General features: G+C 40.9%; 13 protein-coding genes and 1 riboswitch. Of the genes, 6 read left to right on the top strand and 7 right to left on the bottom strand.

Features of this window, described 5'->3' with window-relative positions; translation table 11 throughout:
• Complete coding sequence (locus tag AAEY94_RS15560) at window positions 1-1,365, top strand: sensor histidine kinase (RefSeq protein ID WP_350979200.1); 1,365 nt, start codon at window positions 1-3, stop codon at window positions 1,363-1,365.
• A 67-nt stretch (window positions 1,366-1,432) separates the two neighbouring features.
• Here AAEY94_RS15560 and AAEY94_RS15555 read toward each other — a convergent pair whose 3' ends face one another.
• The 5 genes from AAEY94_RS15555 to AAEY94_RS15535 form a co-directional block, all read right to left on the bottom strand.
• Window positions 1,433-3,148, bottom strand: a complete 1,716-nt coding sequence (locus AAEY94_RS15555; protein WP_350979199.1) for a proline--tRNA ligase — start codon at window positions 3,146-3,148, stop codon at window positions 1,433-1,435.
• A 317-nt stretch (window positions 3,149-3,465) separates the two neighbouring features.
• The gene (locus AAEY94_RS15550; RefSeq protein ID WP_350979198.1) at window positions 3,466-4,077 is read right to left on the bottom strand and encodes an acyltransferase; all 612 of its coding nucleotides are present in this window, start codon (window positions 4,075-4,077) and stop codon (window positions 3,466-3,468) included.
• A 4-nt stretch (window positions 4,078-4,081) separates the two neighbouring features.
• A complete protein-coding gene (gene tsaA / locus AAEY94_RS15545; RefSeq protein ID WP_101087197.1) occupies window positions 4,082-4,831 on the bottom strand; it encodes a tRNA (N6-threonylcarbamoyladenosine(37)-N6)-methyltransferase TrmO in 750 nt (249 codons plus the stop codon).
• A 152-nt stretch (window positions 4,832-4,983) separates the two neighbouring features.
• Entirely contained in the window at window positions 4,984-5,379 is a 396-nt protein-coding gene (rcsF, locus tag AAEY94_RS15540; RefSeq protein ID WP_101086533.1) for an Rcs stress response system protein RcsF, read from the bottom strand.
• A gap of 162 nt (window positions 5,380-5,541) precedes the next feature.
• Window positions 5,542-5,952 (bottom strand): H-NS histone family protein, encoded by a 411-nt coding sequence (locus AAEY94_RS15535; protein WP_101086534.1) that lies wholly within the window; start codon window positions 5,950-5,952, stop codon window positions 5,542-5,544.
• Between the two features lie 435 nt (window positions 5,953-6,387).
• Between AAEY94_RS15535 and AAEY94_RS15530 the strand changes: the two genes are divergently transcribed.
• The 4 genes from AAEY94_RS15530 to AAEY94_RS15515 all read left to right on the top strand — a co-directional run bounded on the left by AAEY94_RS15530 (window position 6,388) and on the right by AAEY94_RS15515 (window position 11,058).
• Window positions 6,388-7,137 (top strand): electron transfer flavoprotein subunit beta/FixA family protein, encoded by a 750-nt coding sequence (locus AAEY94_RS15530; RefSeq protein ID WP_059744357.1) that lies wholly within the window; start codon window positions 6,388-6,390, stop codon window positions 7,135-7,137.
• A 1-nt stretch (window position 7,138) separates the two neighbouring features.
• Entirely contained in the window at window positions 7,139-8,062 is a 924-nt protein-coding gene (locus AAEY94_RS15525) for an electron transfer flavoprotein subunit alpha/FixB family protein (protein WP_162023568.1), read from the top strand.
• Window positions 8,063-8,464: 402 nt separating this feature from the next.
• A riboswitch (Lysine riboswitch) is annotated at window positions 8,465-8,681 on the top strand.
• A 79-nt stretch (window positions 8,682-8,760) separates the two neighbouring features.
• Entirely contained in the window at window positions 8,761-10,320 is a 1,560-nt protein-coding gene (locus AAEY94_RS15520) for a Na+/H+ antiporter NhaC family protein (RefSeq protein WP_350979229.1), read from the top strand.
• Between the two features lie 159 nt (window positions 10,321-10,479).
• Window positions 10,480-11,058, top strand: coding sequence for a thymidine kinase (locus tag AAEY94_RS15515; protein WP_101086537.1), 579 nt, complete (start codon window positions 10,480-10,482; stop codon window positions 11,056-11,058).
• A gap of 74 nt (window positions 11,059-11,132) precedes the next feature.
• Here AAEY94_RS15515 and AAEY94_RS15510 read toward each other — a convergent pair whose 3' ends face one another.
• The gene (locus AAEY94_RS15510) at window positions 11,133-12,923 is read right to left on the bottom strand and encodes an acyl-CoA dehydrogenase C-terminal domain-containing protein (protein ID WP_162023567.1); all 1,791 of its coding nucleotides are present in this window, start codon (window positions 12,921-12,923) and stop codon (window positions 11,133-11,135) included.
• 357 nt (window positions 12,924-13,280) lie between these two features.
• Here AAEY94_RS15510 and AAEY94_RS15505 point away from each other — a divergent pair, with 357 nt between their 5' ends.
• Window positions 13,281-13,787: a TlpA family protein disulfide reductase gene (locus tag AAEY94_RS15505; protein WP_242445126.1), complete on the top strand. Its 507-nt coding sequence runs from the start codon at window positions 13,281-13,283 to the stop codon at window positions 13,785-13,787.
• 48 nt (window positions 13,788-13,835) lie between these two features.
• Here AAEY94_RS15505 and AAEY94_RS15500 read toward each other — a convergent pair whose 3' ends face one another.
• Window positions 13,836-15,026, bottom strand: a complete 1,191-nt coding sequence (locus AAEY94_RS15500) for a cation:proton antiporter (protein ID WP_101086539.1) — start codon at window positions 15,024-15,026, stop codon at window positions 13,836-13,838.
• Window positions 15,027-15,389 lie beyond the last annotated feature (363 nt).

Here is a 15,389-nt window from a genome sequence, read left to right as displayed (position 1 = left end):
ATGAATCAGAATTTAGATCAAGTATTACTGGCTGTCAGCCGGTCTGAATTAATTGATACTGGAAACTTAGATTCGGCTTCAAAATTGATTGTCGATTCAGTGTGTCGCGGACTCGATATCGACAGGGCAGGTATATGGTTGTTAACAGAAGATAATCAATCAATCGGTTGTTTTTTATTAGTTGATAATCAAACTAAACAAAATAATATCACGCTAACTCGCTTAGCGTTTCCGGGGTATTTTCGCGCTCTCGATACAGAAAGAACGATTGCTGCCAGTGATGCTATGACAGATCCAGCAACCTGTGAATTTAAAGAGATTTATTTACGTCCCAATGCAATCACAGCCATGTTAGACAGCCCAATAAGGCATGCTGGTAAAATGATCGGCATTATCTGTTGTGAGCATAAGGGAGGCGTTCGGCATTGGAGCCGTGATGAGCAATCATTTGTGAGCTCTTTGGCTGATTTGTATGGTAGAGCTGTTAACGCTAAAAAGGTCAAGGCTTACCAAAATGAACTTGAATTGAATAATTTAGCCTTAGAAGCAGAAGTTGAAAAGCGAACCGCAGAGTTAAAAAATGCGATTAATAATCTACAAGTAACGCAAACCAGTTTAATAGAGAGCGAAAAGCTTGCCGCCTTAGGTAATCTTGTTGCTGGTGTTGCACATGAAGTTAATACTCCATTAGGTATTTCAGTGACATCAACAAGCCACTGCATCGATGAGTTAACTAAACTCAAAACTTTGTTCGCTGCGGGTGAATTAGAACAACAAGACTTTGAAGAGTTTATCCATACACTTACTGACGGATTACATTTAATTGAACGCAATTTATCGCGTGCCGCTGAGTTAGTTCATAACTTTAAACGCACCGCCGCTGACCAGCTTATTCTAGAAAAAGAGCTGGTTAATTTAACTGAATATTTGGAACAAATATCTTCCCCTCTTAGGCCATTAACCCGTAAGCAAGGTATCGAACTTGATATTCAATTAGAACCCGACTTGGTTGTTGAATCTTATCCTGGTGCTATTGCACAAATCTTTACTAATCTGGTGTCCAATTGCTTTCGGCATGCATTTCCTGCCGATTATGTAGGACAAAAGCGAATTATATTAGGCGCTAATTATTGTGGTGATGAAATAAAGATGTTTTACAAAGATAATGGCAAAGGTTTGAGCCCTGAAGTAAAGCGGAGAATATTTGAACCTTTTTTTACTACCGCACGCAATATTGGTGGCACAGGGTTAGGCATGTCTATTGTGTATAATCTAGTGACGCAAAAATTAGGCGGTAGGCTTGAGATTATTTCAGAGTTGAATCAAGGCCTTGAAATCGATATTTATATCAAAAATATTACATAAAAGTGTTTTGCAGCGATAAAAAAACGCACCCCTAAAGTGCGTTTTTAACAGGTTATATTGTTAATAACTAGCCTTTAGCTGCATTTGTTAAAAACGCCACAATCTCATCGAATGGAATATCTTGTTTCTCACCCGTACGACGGTTTTTATATTCAAATACACCCGCATCAATATTGCGATCGCCAATCACCACAACATGCGGTAAGCCAATGAGTTCCATGTCGGCAAACATAACCCCAGGACGCTCTTTACGATCATCCATCAATACTTCAACACCAGCATCAGCCAGGTCTTGGTAAAGTTTTTCGGCAATGTCAGCTACACGATGTGACTTATGCATATTCATTGGCAAAATGCCTACAGTAAACGGTGCAATCGCTTCAGGCCAGGTAATGCCACGGTCATCGTTGTTTTGCTCAATAGCAGCAGCCACAATACGACTCACACCTACGCCGTAACAACCCATCAATAACACTTGGGCTTTACCGTTTTCGTCTAACACGGTGGCATTCATTGATTTAGAATAACTTGTTCCCAACTGGAAGATATGGCCGACTTCAATACCACGAGCCATGGCATACGTACCTAAGCCATCAGGCGTTGGTTCACCTTCGACCACATTACGGATATCCGCAGCAGTCGCTAGAGGCAAATCGCGCTCCCAGTTAATACCAAAATAATGCTTAGCTTCAGTGTTGGCACCCGCGGCAAAATCGCTCATCACAGTCACACTATGATCAACAATAATTGGCATCGTTAAGCCAACAGGTCCTATAGAACCAGGACCTGCACCCACTGCTGCACGAATTTCTGCTTCTGAAGCAAATTCAAATGGAGATGCGACTAATTCAAGTTTGTCGGCTTTAATTTCGTTAAGTTCGTGATCGCCACGGATAACTAAGGCAACTAATGGCGCTTCGTCAGTAGCACCTTTTACGATTAAGGTTTTAACCGTTTTAGTGATGACTAAACCAAATTGCTCAACTAACTCAGCAATCGTTTTGGCGTTAGGCGTATCCACTATCGTCATTGCTTCAGTCGGCGTGGCAAGAGTGTCGGTTGGCATTGGTGATTCGGCTTTTTCAATGTTAGCGGCATAATCGCTACCCGTTGAATAAGCGATTAAGTCTTCACCACTGTTAGCCAGTACATGGAATTCATGCGACATGCTACCACCGATAGAACCAGTATCAGCCAGTACAGGACGGAATGATAATCCCATACGAGTCAGAATATTGCTGTATGCGGTATGCATAGCGTGGTAAGTGTTATCCATGGTTTCTTGATCTAAATGGAAAGAATAGGCATCTTTCATCAAGAATTCACGCGCGCGCATCACACCAAAGCGGGGACGAACTTCATCACGGAACTTAGTTTGTACTTGGTAAAGTGTTAACGGCAGTTGCTTGTAAGAACTTAATTCTTTACGGACTAAATCGGTGATCACTTCTTCATGGGTTGGCCCCAATACGAAGTCACGATTATTACGGTCTTGGAAACGTAATAATTCAGGACCAAACTTGTCCCAACGGCCCGTTTCAACCCATAAATCAGCAGGCTGAACTAACGGCATTAATATTTCGATAGCGCCTGTTTTATTCATTTCTTCACGAACAATGGCTTCAACTTTACGTAAAACACGTAAACCTGATGGAAGCCAAGTGTAGAGACCTGAAGCATTACGACGGATCATACCGGCACGTAACATTAACTGATGACTAATCACCTCTGCATTAGCAGGGGTTTCTTTTTGTGTTGAAAGCAGGTACTTGCTAACTCGCATTCCCAATGTCCAAAATAGTTGCTATGAATTAGCATCATTTTAGCACCTGCAACAATGATGTCACCTGCTAATTCGACTCAAAAGTAGCCTTTGTTATACTTTAACCGCAAGTGACCGTAATTAAACTTCACATCGGGATAATAAATGCATATTAAATAGCTTTCTATCCCTCTATCCAGTGTTGTATTGACTTGTTATAAGAACACAATAGTCGCGTCAATGTGCTTAGATAGCAACAACAATGGCAAGTTTGATATCGATGAGTTGCCACTAATTTGTCTTTATTGAATAACCCTATCTATTCAACGTATCTGAGGTTATTTATCGCGTCGGTCGCCAATAACTCGGGCAGGATTTCCAGCAACAATGGCAAAATCGGGTACATCTTTTGTAACAATGCAGCCCATGCCAATCACCGCACAATCCCCAATGGTGACACCGTCAACAATGCCTGCCTGAGCGCCAATCCATACATCTTGGCCTATCACTACACCTTTTGATGTCGCGGGTTGTTTATAAATGGGTGCGCTGGGTGACATACCATGGTTAAAAGCATAAATCGTGACGTTGTTAGCAATACGTGTTTGGCTGCCAATTTTGATACCGTTACGGCCCCCATCTAAGCTGCAGCCATGGTTAATGGCCACTTCATTGCCTAGGGTAATTGGGCCATGCATAAACACATCAGCGGCAATCATACATTGATCGCCAATGATAATGTCCCTACCAGGTTCGGCAAAAAGCTGAGCTTGTGGGGCAATAAAACACTGTTCACCTATATGAATGGTTTCAAGCTGACATAGCCGTTGTTGAATGTCATCTTGCCAAGGTTTTGCCCATGTTAAATGTTTTGGTTTAAGTGAAAAATACAGCCATGGCATCCATGATAAGCGTTTTTTATGTTGAGCTTGGTAATCTATGTCTGCCATTGATTTAATCCTTCAGCAGTTCAACTTTTGTCGGTTTGAGTTCTAACACTTCAATACCTTGAGCTGTGATATGCCAAAAGATATCTAAGTCGTATAAAGCCACTTGATAAAGTTTGGGATCATTTTTGGCTTTTTTGTATGCAGGACGAGGATCTTGTGACAATACCCCTTCAATAAGCGCGGCTAAATCTTGGTACTGCTCTTGTTGGCTGTAGTGATCTATTTGCTCTGTCGCTAACGATGTATAAGTCAGTGGGATGAGGATTGGGGCTTCTTGGGCTATGCCGCCTTTGGCGTCTAAAATAGCATCAGAAAAAGGAATATAAGGTTTAATATCGACAATTGGCGTGCCGTCTAATAAATCCATTCCAGATATTACTAAGCACACTTTTCCTTTACGTTGGATAACTCCATGGAGTTTTACCACTGATTGGCCAATACCATTTGGACGAAATGTGGAGCGTGTAGCAAAAACGCCCAGTTTTTCATTGCCGCCTAAACGAGGAGGGCGAACGGTGGTTTTCCAACCTTGAGCCAGATTTTCATGGAAACAGAATAATAACCATAAGTGTGAATATTGCTCTATTCCTCTTACTGCATCAATATGATTAAACGCGGGTTCAAACTCTATATAACCTACCGCATTGACTAAACCTGGCTGACGAGGAATACCAAACTTTTGTTTGTAAGGTGTTCTGCATATTGCAACAGCATTTAATTGGCTGCTAAACGGAACGCTAGATTTATGATTCATTAGATCTGTTTGACTGTGTCGATCGTTGCTTTGTGTCATGCGATACCTGAATTAAGCAAACAAAGGGAGTTATAAATCAAATATAAAAAATGTTGATGAGTGTTATATGAGCACTCATCATTTATGGGCAGCCAATATAATATATTGAGTTGTTATTTTTCTGTAGGAGTTTTAATGGCTTGACCGACACAAAGTGCACGGCTAAAACAACTATTGTCTGCTTCAGTAATCATAAAACAGCTTTTAACTACAAAACCATTTGCGCCCATATCTGCAGCAGATCTTCTGGCATTGCTTCGTGCTACGGCCATTTGCGGTGGTGCATCTTGTTTGCTTTCTTGGCAGGCTTCGCCTTCCACTAAACCTAAAGTTTCAAATGTTCCTTTAGGTTGATCGTTTCCTTCATATAACTGTACATCACCGACTTTAAAATAATCATTGATCGCTTTACTGTCTAAATTACTTTTGAACGTATAATCACTCGCACAAGCGCTCAATAATAGTGCTATACCTGAGGCAATAAATGCATATTTAAGAGGAAAAGTCATAGCCGTAGCCTTCTATTAATGGGGAATGGATCAATGACGGTTAGTTTACCTTTTCTCATGGCGATGATAAAGCGCTCAAATGCTATAAAAAAAAGAGCTTACCGAAGTAAGCTCTTTTTTATTTTAAATGCTAACCGTGTGGTTAACCCTTAATCAGAATAATTATTCCATACCAGGAATTAAGAATTCGCTCATATTTTTGCCGCTATCAACTTGTTGTTTGAATACGGTAGGCATACGACCTTGGCCAGTCCATTGAATTAATTCACCATCAACAGTGATTTGATATTTTGGTGGGCGCGGTGCACGTTTAGGTTTAGCTGTTTTAACAGAAGAGGTCACATCACCTAAATCTTCAATTGATAAACCACTGTTTTCAATTTGAGCAAGAATTTCAGCAATACGAGCGTTACGCTCTGCATTAGCTTCAAGTTCTAATTTTTCTTCTTCTTGACGTTCGGTAATGATTTTTTCTAATTTGGCCGCTGTTTCACGTAAATCATCAAGAGACAATTCTTTTACTGCAGCTTTAAAACGACGGCCGTGGGTTAATATGTCTAAAAAGTCACTCATGTTGTATAGTTTCCTAATGATTTATTTATAAAATAAAAGTTATAAGAGATAAAAAGTATCAACGTTCCGTGTAAGTTTCAGTACTTCATATTGTTTATTTGGGTCGTTATTATTAATATAAGTCAGATTAATTCTCTGATTATTACTAATACAGCTTAATCAATACTGAATATAGCTGTAATAATAGAAACTATTTGGCATTGAATCAAATAAAATCATCTAATTATGCAATTAATTTTAATTAAGCATTCCCATTAAGTAATTAATGATCCACTACTTGTTTAGTTTGATTGCCACCACAATAACAAAAAATATGTAAACAGTCGTTTGACTTTGATTGACGTTAACGTTAACAGGACGTAAAGTTAACCCATCTTGCATTGGCGAACGCCAGTGTGTTGTCCATATACATTGAAGGTGTAGGAAGGAAAACCTATGAAAGTATTGGTGCCTGTTAAACGCGTAGTTGATGCCAATGTGAAAGTCAGGGTAAAAGCTGATAACACAAATGTTGATACGACCAACCTTAAAATGGCGTTAAACCCATTTTGCGAAATAGCGGTAGAAGAAGCTGTTCGCCTCAAAGAAGCTGGCATTGCCACTGAAGTTGTAGTGGTAAGTGTTGGCCCTAAAGCGGTGCAAGAACAATTAAGAACCGCAATGGCACTGGGTGCCGACCGAGCGATTCATATTGAGACCGATGAAGAGTTAGTGCCTCTTTCGATTGCTAAGCTGTTAAAGGCAGTGCAAGAAAAAGAGCAAGCACAACTCGTTATTTTTGGTAAGCAGTCAATTGACGGCGACAATAACCAAACGGGTCAAATGCTCGCAGCATTAACTGATATGCCACAAGCGACATTTGCATCAGAAGTCAAAATTGATGGTGACATGATTACGGTCACTCGTGAAATCGATGGCGGACTACAAACGCTGAAAATGCCTTTGCCTGCGATTGTGACGGTAGACTTACGTTTGAACGAACCTCGTTATGCTTCATTACCTAATATTATGAAAGCTAAACGCAAACCATTAGAGATTATGGCTGTGGCTGATCTTGGTGTGAGCTTAAGAGCACATCAAACAGTACTTAGCGTCACACCTCCTGTTGAGCGTAAAGCGGGCATCATGGTGTCTTCTGTTGAAGAGTTAGTTGATAAGTTAAAAAATGAAGCGAAGGTGATCTAATATGACCATTTTAGTATTAGCAGAACACGATAATGTCAGCCTGAAAACTGACACGGCGAAAGTAGTTAGCGCTGCAGCAGCCATTGGTGGTGATATTCATGTACTGGTTGCTGGTGCTGATTGTTCTGCCGCGGTAAGTGCAGCACAAAGTTTAGCGGGCGTGAGTAAAGTGTTAGTGGCTGATGCTGCTCAATATGGTGCTCAACTAGCTGAAAATGTATCAAAATTGGTTGTTGATATTGCCGGAGACTATGAACATATTCTGGCTGCAGCAACCAGTATAGGCAAAGATACATTGCCTCGCGTAGCAGCATTATTAGACGTTGCCCAGATTTCTGAAGTGATTGAAGTTGTAAGCAGTGACACTTTTGTACGCCCTATTTATGCGGGTAATGCGCTTGCAACAGTGCAAAGCTTAGATGCTAAGAAAGTCATGACTGTGCGCTCAAGTGCGTTTGATGTTGTAGCATCAACAGGCAGTGCTGAAGTCATCAACTTAAGCCAAGCAATTGATTCAAAAACTGAGTTTGTTTCTCAGTCACTCACTGAATCAGCCCGTCCTGAACTCGGTAATGCTGGCATTATTGTGTCTGGCGGCCGTGGTATGGGCAGCGGTGAAAACTTTGCCATTTTAGAACAACTAGCCGATAAGTTAGGCGCAGCAGTAGGTGCATCACGTGCAGCTGTAGACGCGGGCTTTGTACCTAACGACTTGCAAGTTGGCCAAACGGGTAAGATTGTCGCCCCTAACTTGTACATTGCAGTGGGTATTTCTGGCGCGATTCAACATCTTGCTGGCATGAAAGACTCAAAAGTAATTGTGGCCATTAACAAAGACCCTGAAGCCCCTATTTTTCAAGTGGCGGATTATGGTTTGGTTGCCGACTTATTTGAAGCGGTACCGGCATTGAACAACCTCGTTTAATCAGATGTTAAGTCGCTAAACGGAGGCGTTGATTAAGCTCGTGTTGTTCAGCCGACTTTGACGCGCTATTAAACGTTCTGTTGTACGATTAAAAGGTTTCTACTCATAAGGTAGAAACCTTTTTTATTGGGCTACTCTTGGATTTCTCTTGGATTTAGTACTGGTTTAGGTGTTGATTTTTAAAAATTCAGTTCAAATATCCAGGGTTTGATGCGGTTGCTGTTTTTGTGCCCATTACACTAGTGTGCATTTGATTTAAAAACGTTAAACTAATGCTATGCAATTGTGGTTTAAATTGATGTTGTTGTTATTTGTCGTGCTGTTTAGTGCTTTTTACTGGCGCAGAATATGTAATTTATGATTGTATGTTCGCGTTGTGTGTAATGAGCTTTAACTACAAACAACAAAAGTAGAGGTGCGTTGCATAAAAGTCATGTTGAATTGGGTGATGCCAATAATTCGACATAAAAGGGTGCAATGCCGAAATAAATGGGGTTATCAGCCGCATTTGTTGGGGCAGTTCTCGAAAGGGACTGCACTGTCATAGTGTTTTTATCGACTTGATAAAAAGAATGATATTCATATTAAATGGATATTACTGTGGAGTGCTACTAGTTAAGTTAACGCATACACTTCCTGTGTATGTTTAGCCTTATTTCTAGTTTTTCTCCATTCGTATCCAACGAAGAAATAATTAAATTATGATAATAAGTTATGCCGATTCGGCACTTTCTGTTTTGCCACCACTTGTGGCTATTACTCTGGCTATTTTAACTCGTAAAGTATTGCTATCTTTAGGGGTTGGCATTGTTTTCGGCGCCTTATTACTAACCGATTTCTCATTGGTTGGCAGTGGCGAATATATTTTAAATACAGCCAGCCAGTTAGTTTGGAAAGACGCCGGACTGAACAGTTGGAATGTGTACATTTTAGGCTTTTTGATTGTGCTGGGTATGATCACTGCATTGATCACTGTCAGTGGTTCTGCTCGTGCTTTTGCTGATTGGGCTAAATTGCGTATTCGCAATAAACGTGATGCCAAGTTAATGACCATGTTTTTAGGCTGCGTAGTGTTTATTGATGATTACTTTAATAGTTTAGTCGTCGGCTCGATTTCACGTCCAATCACAGATCGCTACCATATTTCGCGTGCAAAATTAGCTTATATTCTTGATTCCACCGCTGCGCCGGTGTGTGTTATTTCTCCCGTATCTAGCTGGGGTGCATATATTATCGCCTTAATTGGCGGTATTTTAACGGCTCATGGATTTACAGATTCTGGTCATTTGAGCGTCTTTATTCAAATGATCCCAATGAACTTTTATGCCATTTTTTCGTTATTATTATTACTGTGTGTTGCAACGTTTAGCTTAGATGTTGGCCCAATGCGCCAGCATGAATTAAACGCACTGCGGGGTAACTTGTTTGATGAGTCAAAAGGCCAACCCCCTGGCGCTGTTACAGATTTACCTGAAGCCGATACCGGTAAAGTGATGGGCTTATTTTTACCTATCGCGGTATTGGTGTTTGCGACAGTGTATTTTATGGTGTCAAGTGGCGCCGATGTGTTAGCAGCAAAAGACTTACCGTTTAATGTACTCGGGGCATTTGAGAATACCGATGTTAGCTCGTCACTATTTTTTGGCTCTGTAATTGGTCTTATTGCAACACTCATTCTAGCGATTCAGCAAAAAGTTGATTTGTCTATGTTACTCAAAGGGATGTCGGTTGGTGCGCGCTCTATGTTGCCAGCCATTTACATATTACTTTTTGCATGGACAATTTCGAGTGTGATTGGACAGCTTGAAACCGGTAAGTACATGGCAAGTTTAGCCACTGACAATATTCCGTTTGCGATGTTACCTGCAGTGTTATTCCTATTAGCGGGTATTACCGCATTTGCGACAGGAACAAGTTGGGGCACGTTTGGGATTATGTTGCCTATTGCAGCAGATATGGCTATGGGAAGTGATAGCACGATGATGTTGCCAATGTTGGCCGCAGTATTGTCTGGTGCGGTATTTGGCGATCATTGTTCGCCCATTTCTGACACCACTATATTGTCGTCAACCGGTGCCAGTTGTCATCATATTGATCACGTGGTTACTCAACTGCCGTATGCCTTAATTGCCGCTTTCATCAGTTTAGTCGGTTACACCGTATTAGGTTTTACTGGCTCATTAATCGCAGGGTTAGTTTGCTGTAGCGTGTTGTTTGTCATCAGCATTGTGATATTACACTTTTGGGCTAAGAAGTAATTTCTTGAACTAAGCCCTACTGTATGTAGGTAAATGTCCAATTTAAGCTGTAATAAAAATGCCGTATTCGTTATGAATACGGCATTTTTATTTGTTATTACGATGTTGGAAAAGGTAATATGAACGACATTCACTAGCTAAACATTAGGACGCTTCATTTTGGCGCAACTGTACTTTTATTATTCGGCGATGAATGCCGGTAAATCAACATCATTACTGCAGTCTTCTTATAATTATCGTGAGCGCGGTATGCACACTTTAGTGATGACGGCATCGATAGACAATCGTTATGGTGTCGGCAAAGTGTCATCACGTATCGGCATCGAAACCGAAGCGCAGGTGTTCGGTAGCACTGATAATTTAATTGAGTTAATTTCGACGTCGAATGATGAGCAAAAAATTCATTGCGTATTGATTGATGAAAGTCAGTTTTTAAGTAAAGAACAAGTTAGACAGATTACTCATGTTGTTGATAATCTTGATATTCCAGTATTGTGCTATGGTCTTCGCAATGATTTTCAAGGCGAACTATTTCCAGGCAGCCAATATTTATTAGCCTGGGCTGACAAGTTGGTTGAGCTTAAAACGATTTGTCATTGTGGCCGTAAAGCTAACATGGTCGTGCGTCTTGATCATGACGGTAAACCGATGCGTGAAGGCGAGCAGGTTGCCATTGGCGGTAATGAAAGTTACGAGTCGGTTTGTCGAAAGCATTTTCGTGAGTTTTTGTGGGATTAAGTCAAACCCAACTTAACTGAATAAAAAAGCCGTTTCAAGTTAATTGATGCGGCTTTTTTGTGTGTCACTATTTATTAAAAATCGGCTTCTGCGAAATCGACAATATCTGCACTACTCGATTCAATTTGTTTGCGTAAGCTGCGGGTTTGGCTGCCCCAATAGCTCATAAAGAATTGTGCGGTTTTAAGTTTAGCTTGGTAAAAGCCCGTCTCTTCAGTACCCGCTTCTAATGCGGCTAATGACGTTGCAGCAACGCGAGTCCACATCCATGCTAGAGCGGTAATTCCAAACAACTGCATATAGGCCATTGACGCTGCACCAATAAGATCAGGATTCTTACTGGCTGACTGCACAATAAAACCGGTGGCTTTTTCAAGATCGCCAGCGGCATCCATTAAGCCTGCAAGATAAGGTTTCATTGCGTCATTAGCCGCGTTTTGCTGAATTAATTCCTTCACCATACCTGACCACAAAGTTAATGCTGCACCTTTGTCGGCAAGTAATTTACGGCCGACTAAATCGAGTGCTTGTACCCCATTTGTGCCTTCGTAAATCATTGCAATACGGATATCACGCACAAACTGCTCCATACCCCATTCGTTAATATAACCATGGCCGCCATAGACTTGCTGGGCATCGACACAAGCTTTAAAGCCTTGGTCGGTGACAAAGCCTTTAACAATCGGTGTAAATAACGCAGCAAGTGCATTAGCTTGTTTGGCTTTTTCTGGATCGGTATGACGTTCTACTTGGTCAAGCCACAGTGCTTGTTGACCCATTAGCGCACGTGTACCTTCGTTGAACGACTTTTGTGATAACAACATACGACGCACGTCGCCATGGACTAATAATGAGTCTGCAGCTTGCTCTGGCTGCTTAACACCACTTAATGCACGGCCTTGAATACGCTCTTTGGCATAAACGAGAGCATTTTGATAAGCAATATCTGATACGCCTAAACCTTGAATACCGACACCTAAACGTGCTTGGTTCATCATGGTAAACATGGCTTTTAGACCTTGATGTGCTGCACCAACAAGCTCACCTATTGCGCCGTCAAAATGCATCACACATGTTGAGTTACCATGAATGCCCATTTTATGCTCAAGACCTGTTGCGCTAAGCTTGTTAGCTTCGCCTAAGCTACCATCGGCATTCACTAAAAACTTAGGTACAGCAAATAATGAAATACCTTTAACACCGTCCGGTGCATCTGGTAAACGCGCTAATACTAAATGAATGATGTTGTCGGCTAAGTCGTGATCGCCCGAAGAAATGAAAATTTTCTCACCGCTAATAGCAAACAGTTCATCACCAGCAGGAACCGCTTTAGTGCGCAGTAAGGCTAAATCTGTACCCGCATGAGACTCTGTTAAGTTCATGGTGCCGGTCCATTCACCACTGACCAGTTTGGCTAAATATTTTTGCTTTAGCGCATCGCTGCCGTGAACGTGAATCGCTGAATAAGCGCCATGGGTTAAGCCTGGATACATGGCAAACGCCATATTAGTGGCTGTTTTCATTTCGGTTGCAAATGTACCGATAACTTCGGGTAAACCTTGGCCACCAAATTCAGGATCGCAAGTTAATGTTGCCCAACCATCTTCTACGTATTGTTTATAAGCTTGCTTGAACCCTGTAGGGGTAATGACCTTACCATCAACCAGTTTACAACCTTCTAAGTCTCCACTGGCATTGAGTGGCAACATGATGTCAGTGCTGAAATCGGCAACACCTTGTAAAATCGCATCAGTTAGCTCAGCATCTAACTCATCAAAACCACGTAAATCAGTTTGTTGATAGACATTAAGCAGTTCAGATAGAATGAATTGATAATCGCGAAGAGGAGCTTGGTAAATTGGCATAAGATCATTCCTTGGTTATGTTGTATTTTAGTTGGGTCTCGGCAACAAAATGTAGTTAGTTACTGGTCCAATCAGATAGTTGGTTTATCTAACCATACCCAATTTCGAGTAAAAACTCAGTATTATTTTTACGTAAACGTAAACTTAATTTTATACGTTTAATGTACCGATTTATTTACTCTGAAATATGCGTATTGTTAGCCTCTTTATTAATACCGTAATCACCTATAGAAAGTTCAGTACTGATGAACCATTTTTTTTGCTCTGCAAACGAATACAGAATCGTTTTTGTCCGGTCTATGAGTTATCTCTCAAAATTATCTATCAAAAGAATACGCCATCAAAAAGGGGCTAGTGATGAAATTAGTTTGGTTTGGAATAAGTATATTGGCATTGTTCTTTTTGTCTTTCATGCCGTTACACATAGCTGATGCGGCGTCGAAGATGGAAGAATCCGTTGCTCCTAACTTTGAGTTAACTCATGCTGATGGTCAGCCATTTAATCTACATGACTACGCGGGAAAACCAGTCATTTTGCATTTTTGGGCTACATGGTGTCCATATTGTAAAAAACTTCAACCCGGCTTAGAAAAGCTGCGACTTAAATATCAACATACAGACTTACAAATGATTGGTATTAGTTTTAAAGAAGATGTCGGCGCAACTCCCGGACAAAGCTTGCTAGATCGAGGTGTAAAGATGAAAACGTTGGTTTTAGGGGATGAGGTTGCTAAGTTGTATGGCGTAAGAGGCACACCGACAACAGTATTTATTGACCGCACTGGTCATATTGCGTGGGTGACAAATACATCTAATCCTGACGATCCTAATTTAGAGAAAGCGCTGCAGTTTTTAGTAGACTGATCATTATGTTACTCAGTACTGATATTTCAGTCGAAATGACTTAAGCGGTTAATGCTGCTTACTTAACGTATATTTCAAAATAAGCGGCCCTATTAGGGTCGTTAGGGCGATAATCATAACTAATATTGCAAACTCTTTAGCTGGTATCACCCCAAGTTGACGGCCCATTTCCGCGAAAACTAGCCCAACCTCTCCACGAGGTACCATAGCGGCACCAATGATACATTTTTCTTGCCAGTTCTGACCTGCTATTAAACCTGCCACGAACTTACTTAATACAGCAATAAACGCTAACCATCCTAGAATGACTAAACCTGTAAAACTTGAATCTAACTGGCTGAGATCGAGGCTAACTCCGACATAAACAAAAAATATCGGGCTGAATATTTGCACCAGCGGGCGAGAGGACAGTTCTAGTTTATAAGTGTAAGGAAAGGGATTTTTCAAAAATTTATTTAATGGCGAAGTAAACTGCCGCGATATACCCATGCCAACTGCAAACCCACCTAATATTGCTGGTGTGCCAAACCAGTGTGCCAGCCATGCAAACATGCTAATCAGTGACATTACCACAAACACTTCATAACCCGGGATATTCGTTTTGGGACGTAACCAGCGGGTAAAATAAATGATAGCTCTAACAAGTGGGGGGCTGAAAACGATAAAACTGGTTATCGTGATAAACAACATCAGTGTTGAGCTTAATGCCAATTCACCTGAGGAAGCAAAATGAAACAACAAACTAAGCAGTATCACTCCGACAATATCATCAATTACCGCGGCTCCAAGAATAATATGTCCAGCTGAACTTTGGGTCTGTTTGTATAGTGTTAACACGCGCATTGATATACCAATGCTGGTGGCGGTGAGGGCACAACCAAAAAATAAGGCTGTAAAAGGTGCTAGGGACAACCAATAAAGACTGGCAAGTCCTGTTGTTAATATGGGTAAAGCAATCCCTAATAATGCGACCCGAACGGCTTGACCTCCTGCATTGACGAGCCGTTTTATTGAGGTTTCGCACCCAATATCAAAAAGTAATAGGATAACCCCAAGTTCTGCGATAATAGCTAATGTGCTATTAGGTTCTACCCAATTGAGAATAGATGGCCCCAGTAATATCCCTGCAATAACTTCACCCACCACGCTTGGACACCCAAGTTGGTCGCTCAGTTCACCGAGTATTCTACCTACCACTAGAATAAAGAATAATGACATTACAAAACTATCTATTGTCATTTTGTCTGCCTTAGTTTGCGCTATATCCCTTGATTCAATTTGATCTCAGAAAGTTGATTACGATCAACTTTCTGATTAATTATTAAACACAAACGTACTCTATTGACTAAACTAATGATAGCTAATAAGACATGGTTTACTGTGTTTTAGCGGAAAAATATTTAGTTGGAACTTTCAATTATTTACTATTTGAGCTAGGCGAGTTGGTTATTTGGACGACTGTTTTTAACGGTGACATTTACCTATAAAGCTCAGCTGATGGGATTTTTAGTTCAAGCCACCAGCAATGAAGATTGTTATATAGCACAACTAATCAGGACATCACTATTTCAGTAGCTGTACATCAAAAATTGGCAGACTTAA

This window comes from Shewanella sp. AC34-MNA-CIBAN-0136, from assembly GCF_040309945.1.
Lineage (GTDB): Bacteria > Pseudomonadota > Gammaproteobacteria > Enterobacterales > Shewanellaceae > Shewanella.
Note: the sequence above shows the minus strand (reverse complement) of the source record. Positions and strands in the feature narration are given on the sequence as shown.

Bases quoted from the DNA above. Each gene is read 5' to 3' on its own strand.
- AAEY94_RS15510 (WP_162023567.1), bottom strand. From the start codon at position 12,923: ATGCCAATTTACCAAGCTCCTCTTCGCGATTATCAATTCATTCTATCT.
- AAEY94_RS15525 (WP_162023568.1), top strand. From the start codon at position 7,139: ATGACCATTTTAGTATTAGCAGAACACGATAATGTCAGCCTGAAAACT.
- AAEY94_RS15550 (WP_350979198.1), bottom strand. From the start codon at position 4,077: ATGGCAGACATAGATTACCAAGCTCAACATAAAAAACGCTTATCATGG.
- AAEY94_RS15530 (WP_059744357.1), top strand. From the start codon at position 6,388: ATGAAAGTATTGGTGCCTGTTAAACGCGTAGTTGATGCCAATGTGAAA.
- AAEY94_RS15555 (WP_350979199.1), bottom strand. From the start codon at position 3,148: ATGCGAGTTAGCAAGTACCTGCTTTCAACACAAAAAGAAACCCCTGCT.
- AAEY94_RS15500 (WP_101086539.1), bottom strand. From the start codon at position 15,026: ATGACAATAGATAGTTTTGTAATGTCATTATTCTTTATTCTAGTGGTA.
- AAEY94_RS15505 (WP_242445126.1), top strand. From the start codon at position 13,281: ATGAAATTAGTTTGGTTTGGAATAAGTATATTGGCATTGTTCTTTTTG.
- rcsF (WP_101086533.1), bottom strand. From the start codon at position 5,379: ATGACTTTTCCTCTTAAATATGCATTTATTGCCTCAGGTATAGCACTA.
- AAEY94_RS15560 (WP_350979200.1), top strand. From the start codon at position 1: ATGAATCAGAATTTAGATCAAGTATTACTGGCTGTCAGCCGGTCTGAA.
- tsaA (WP_101087197.1), bottom strand. From the start codon at position 4,831: ATGAATCATAAATCTAGCGTTCCGTTTAGCAGCCAATTAAATGCTGTT.
- AAEY94_RS15535 (WP_101086534.1), bottom strand. From the start codon at position 5,952: ATGAGTGACTTTTTAGACATATTAACCCACGGCCGTCGTTTTAAAGCT.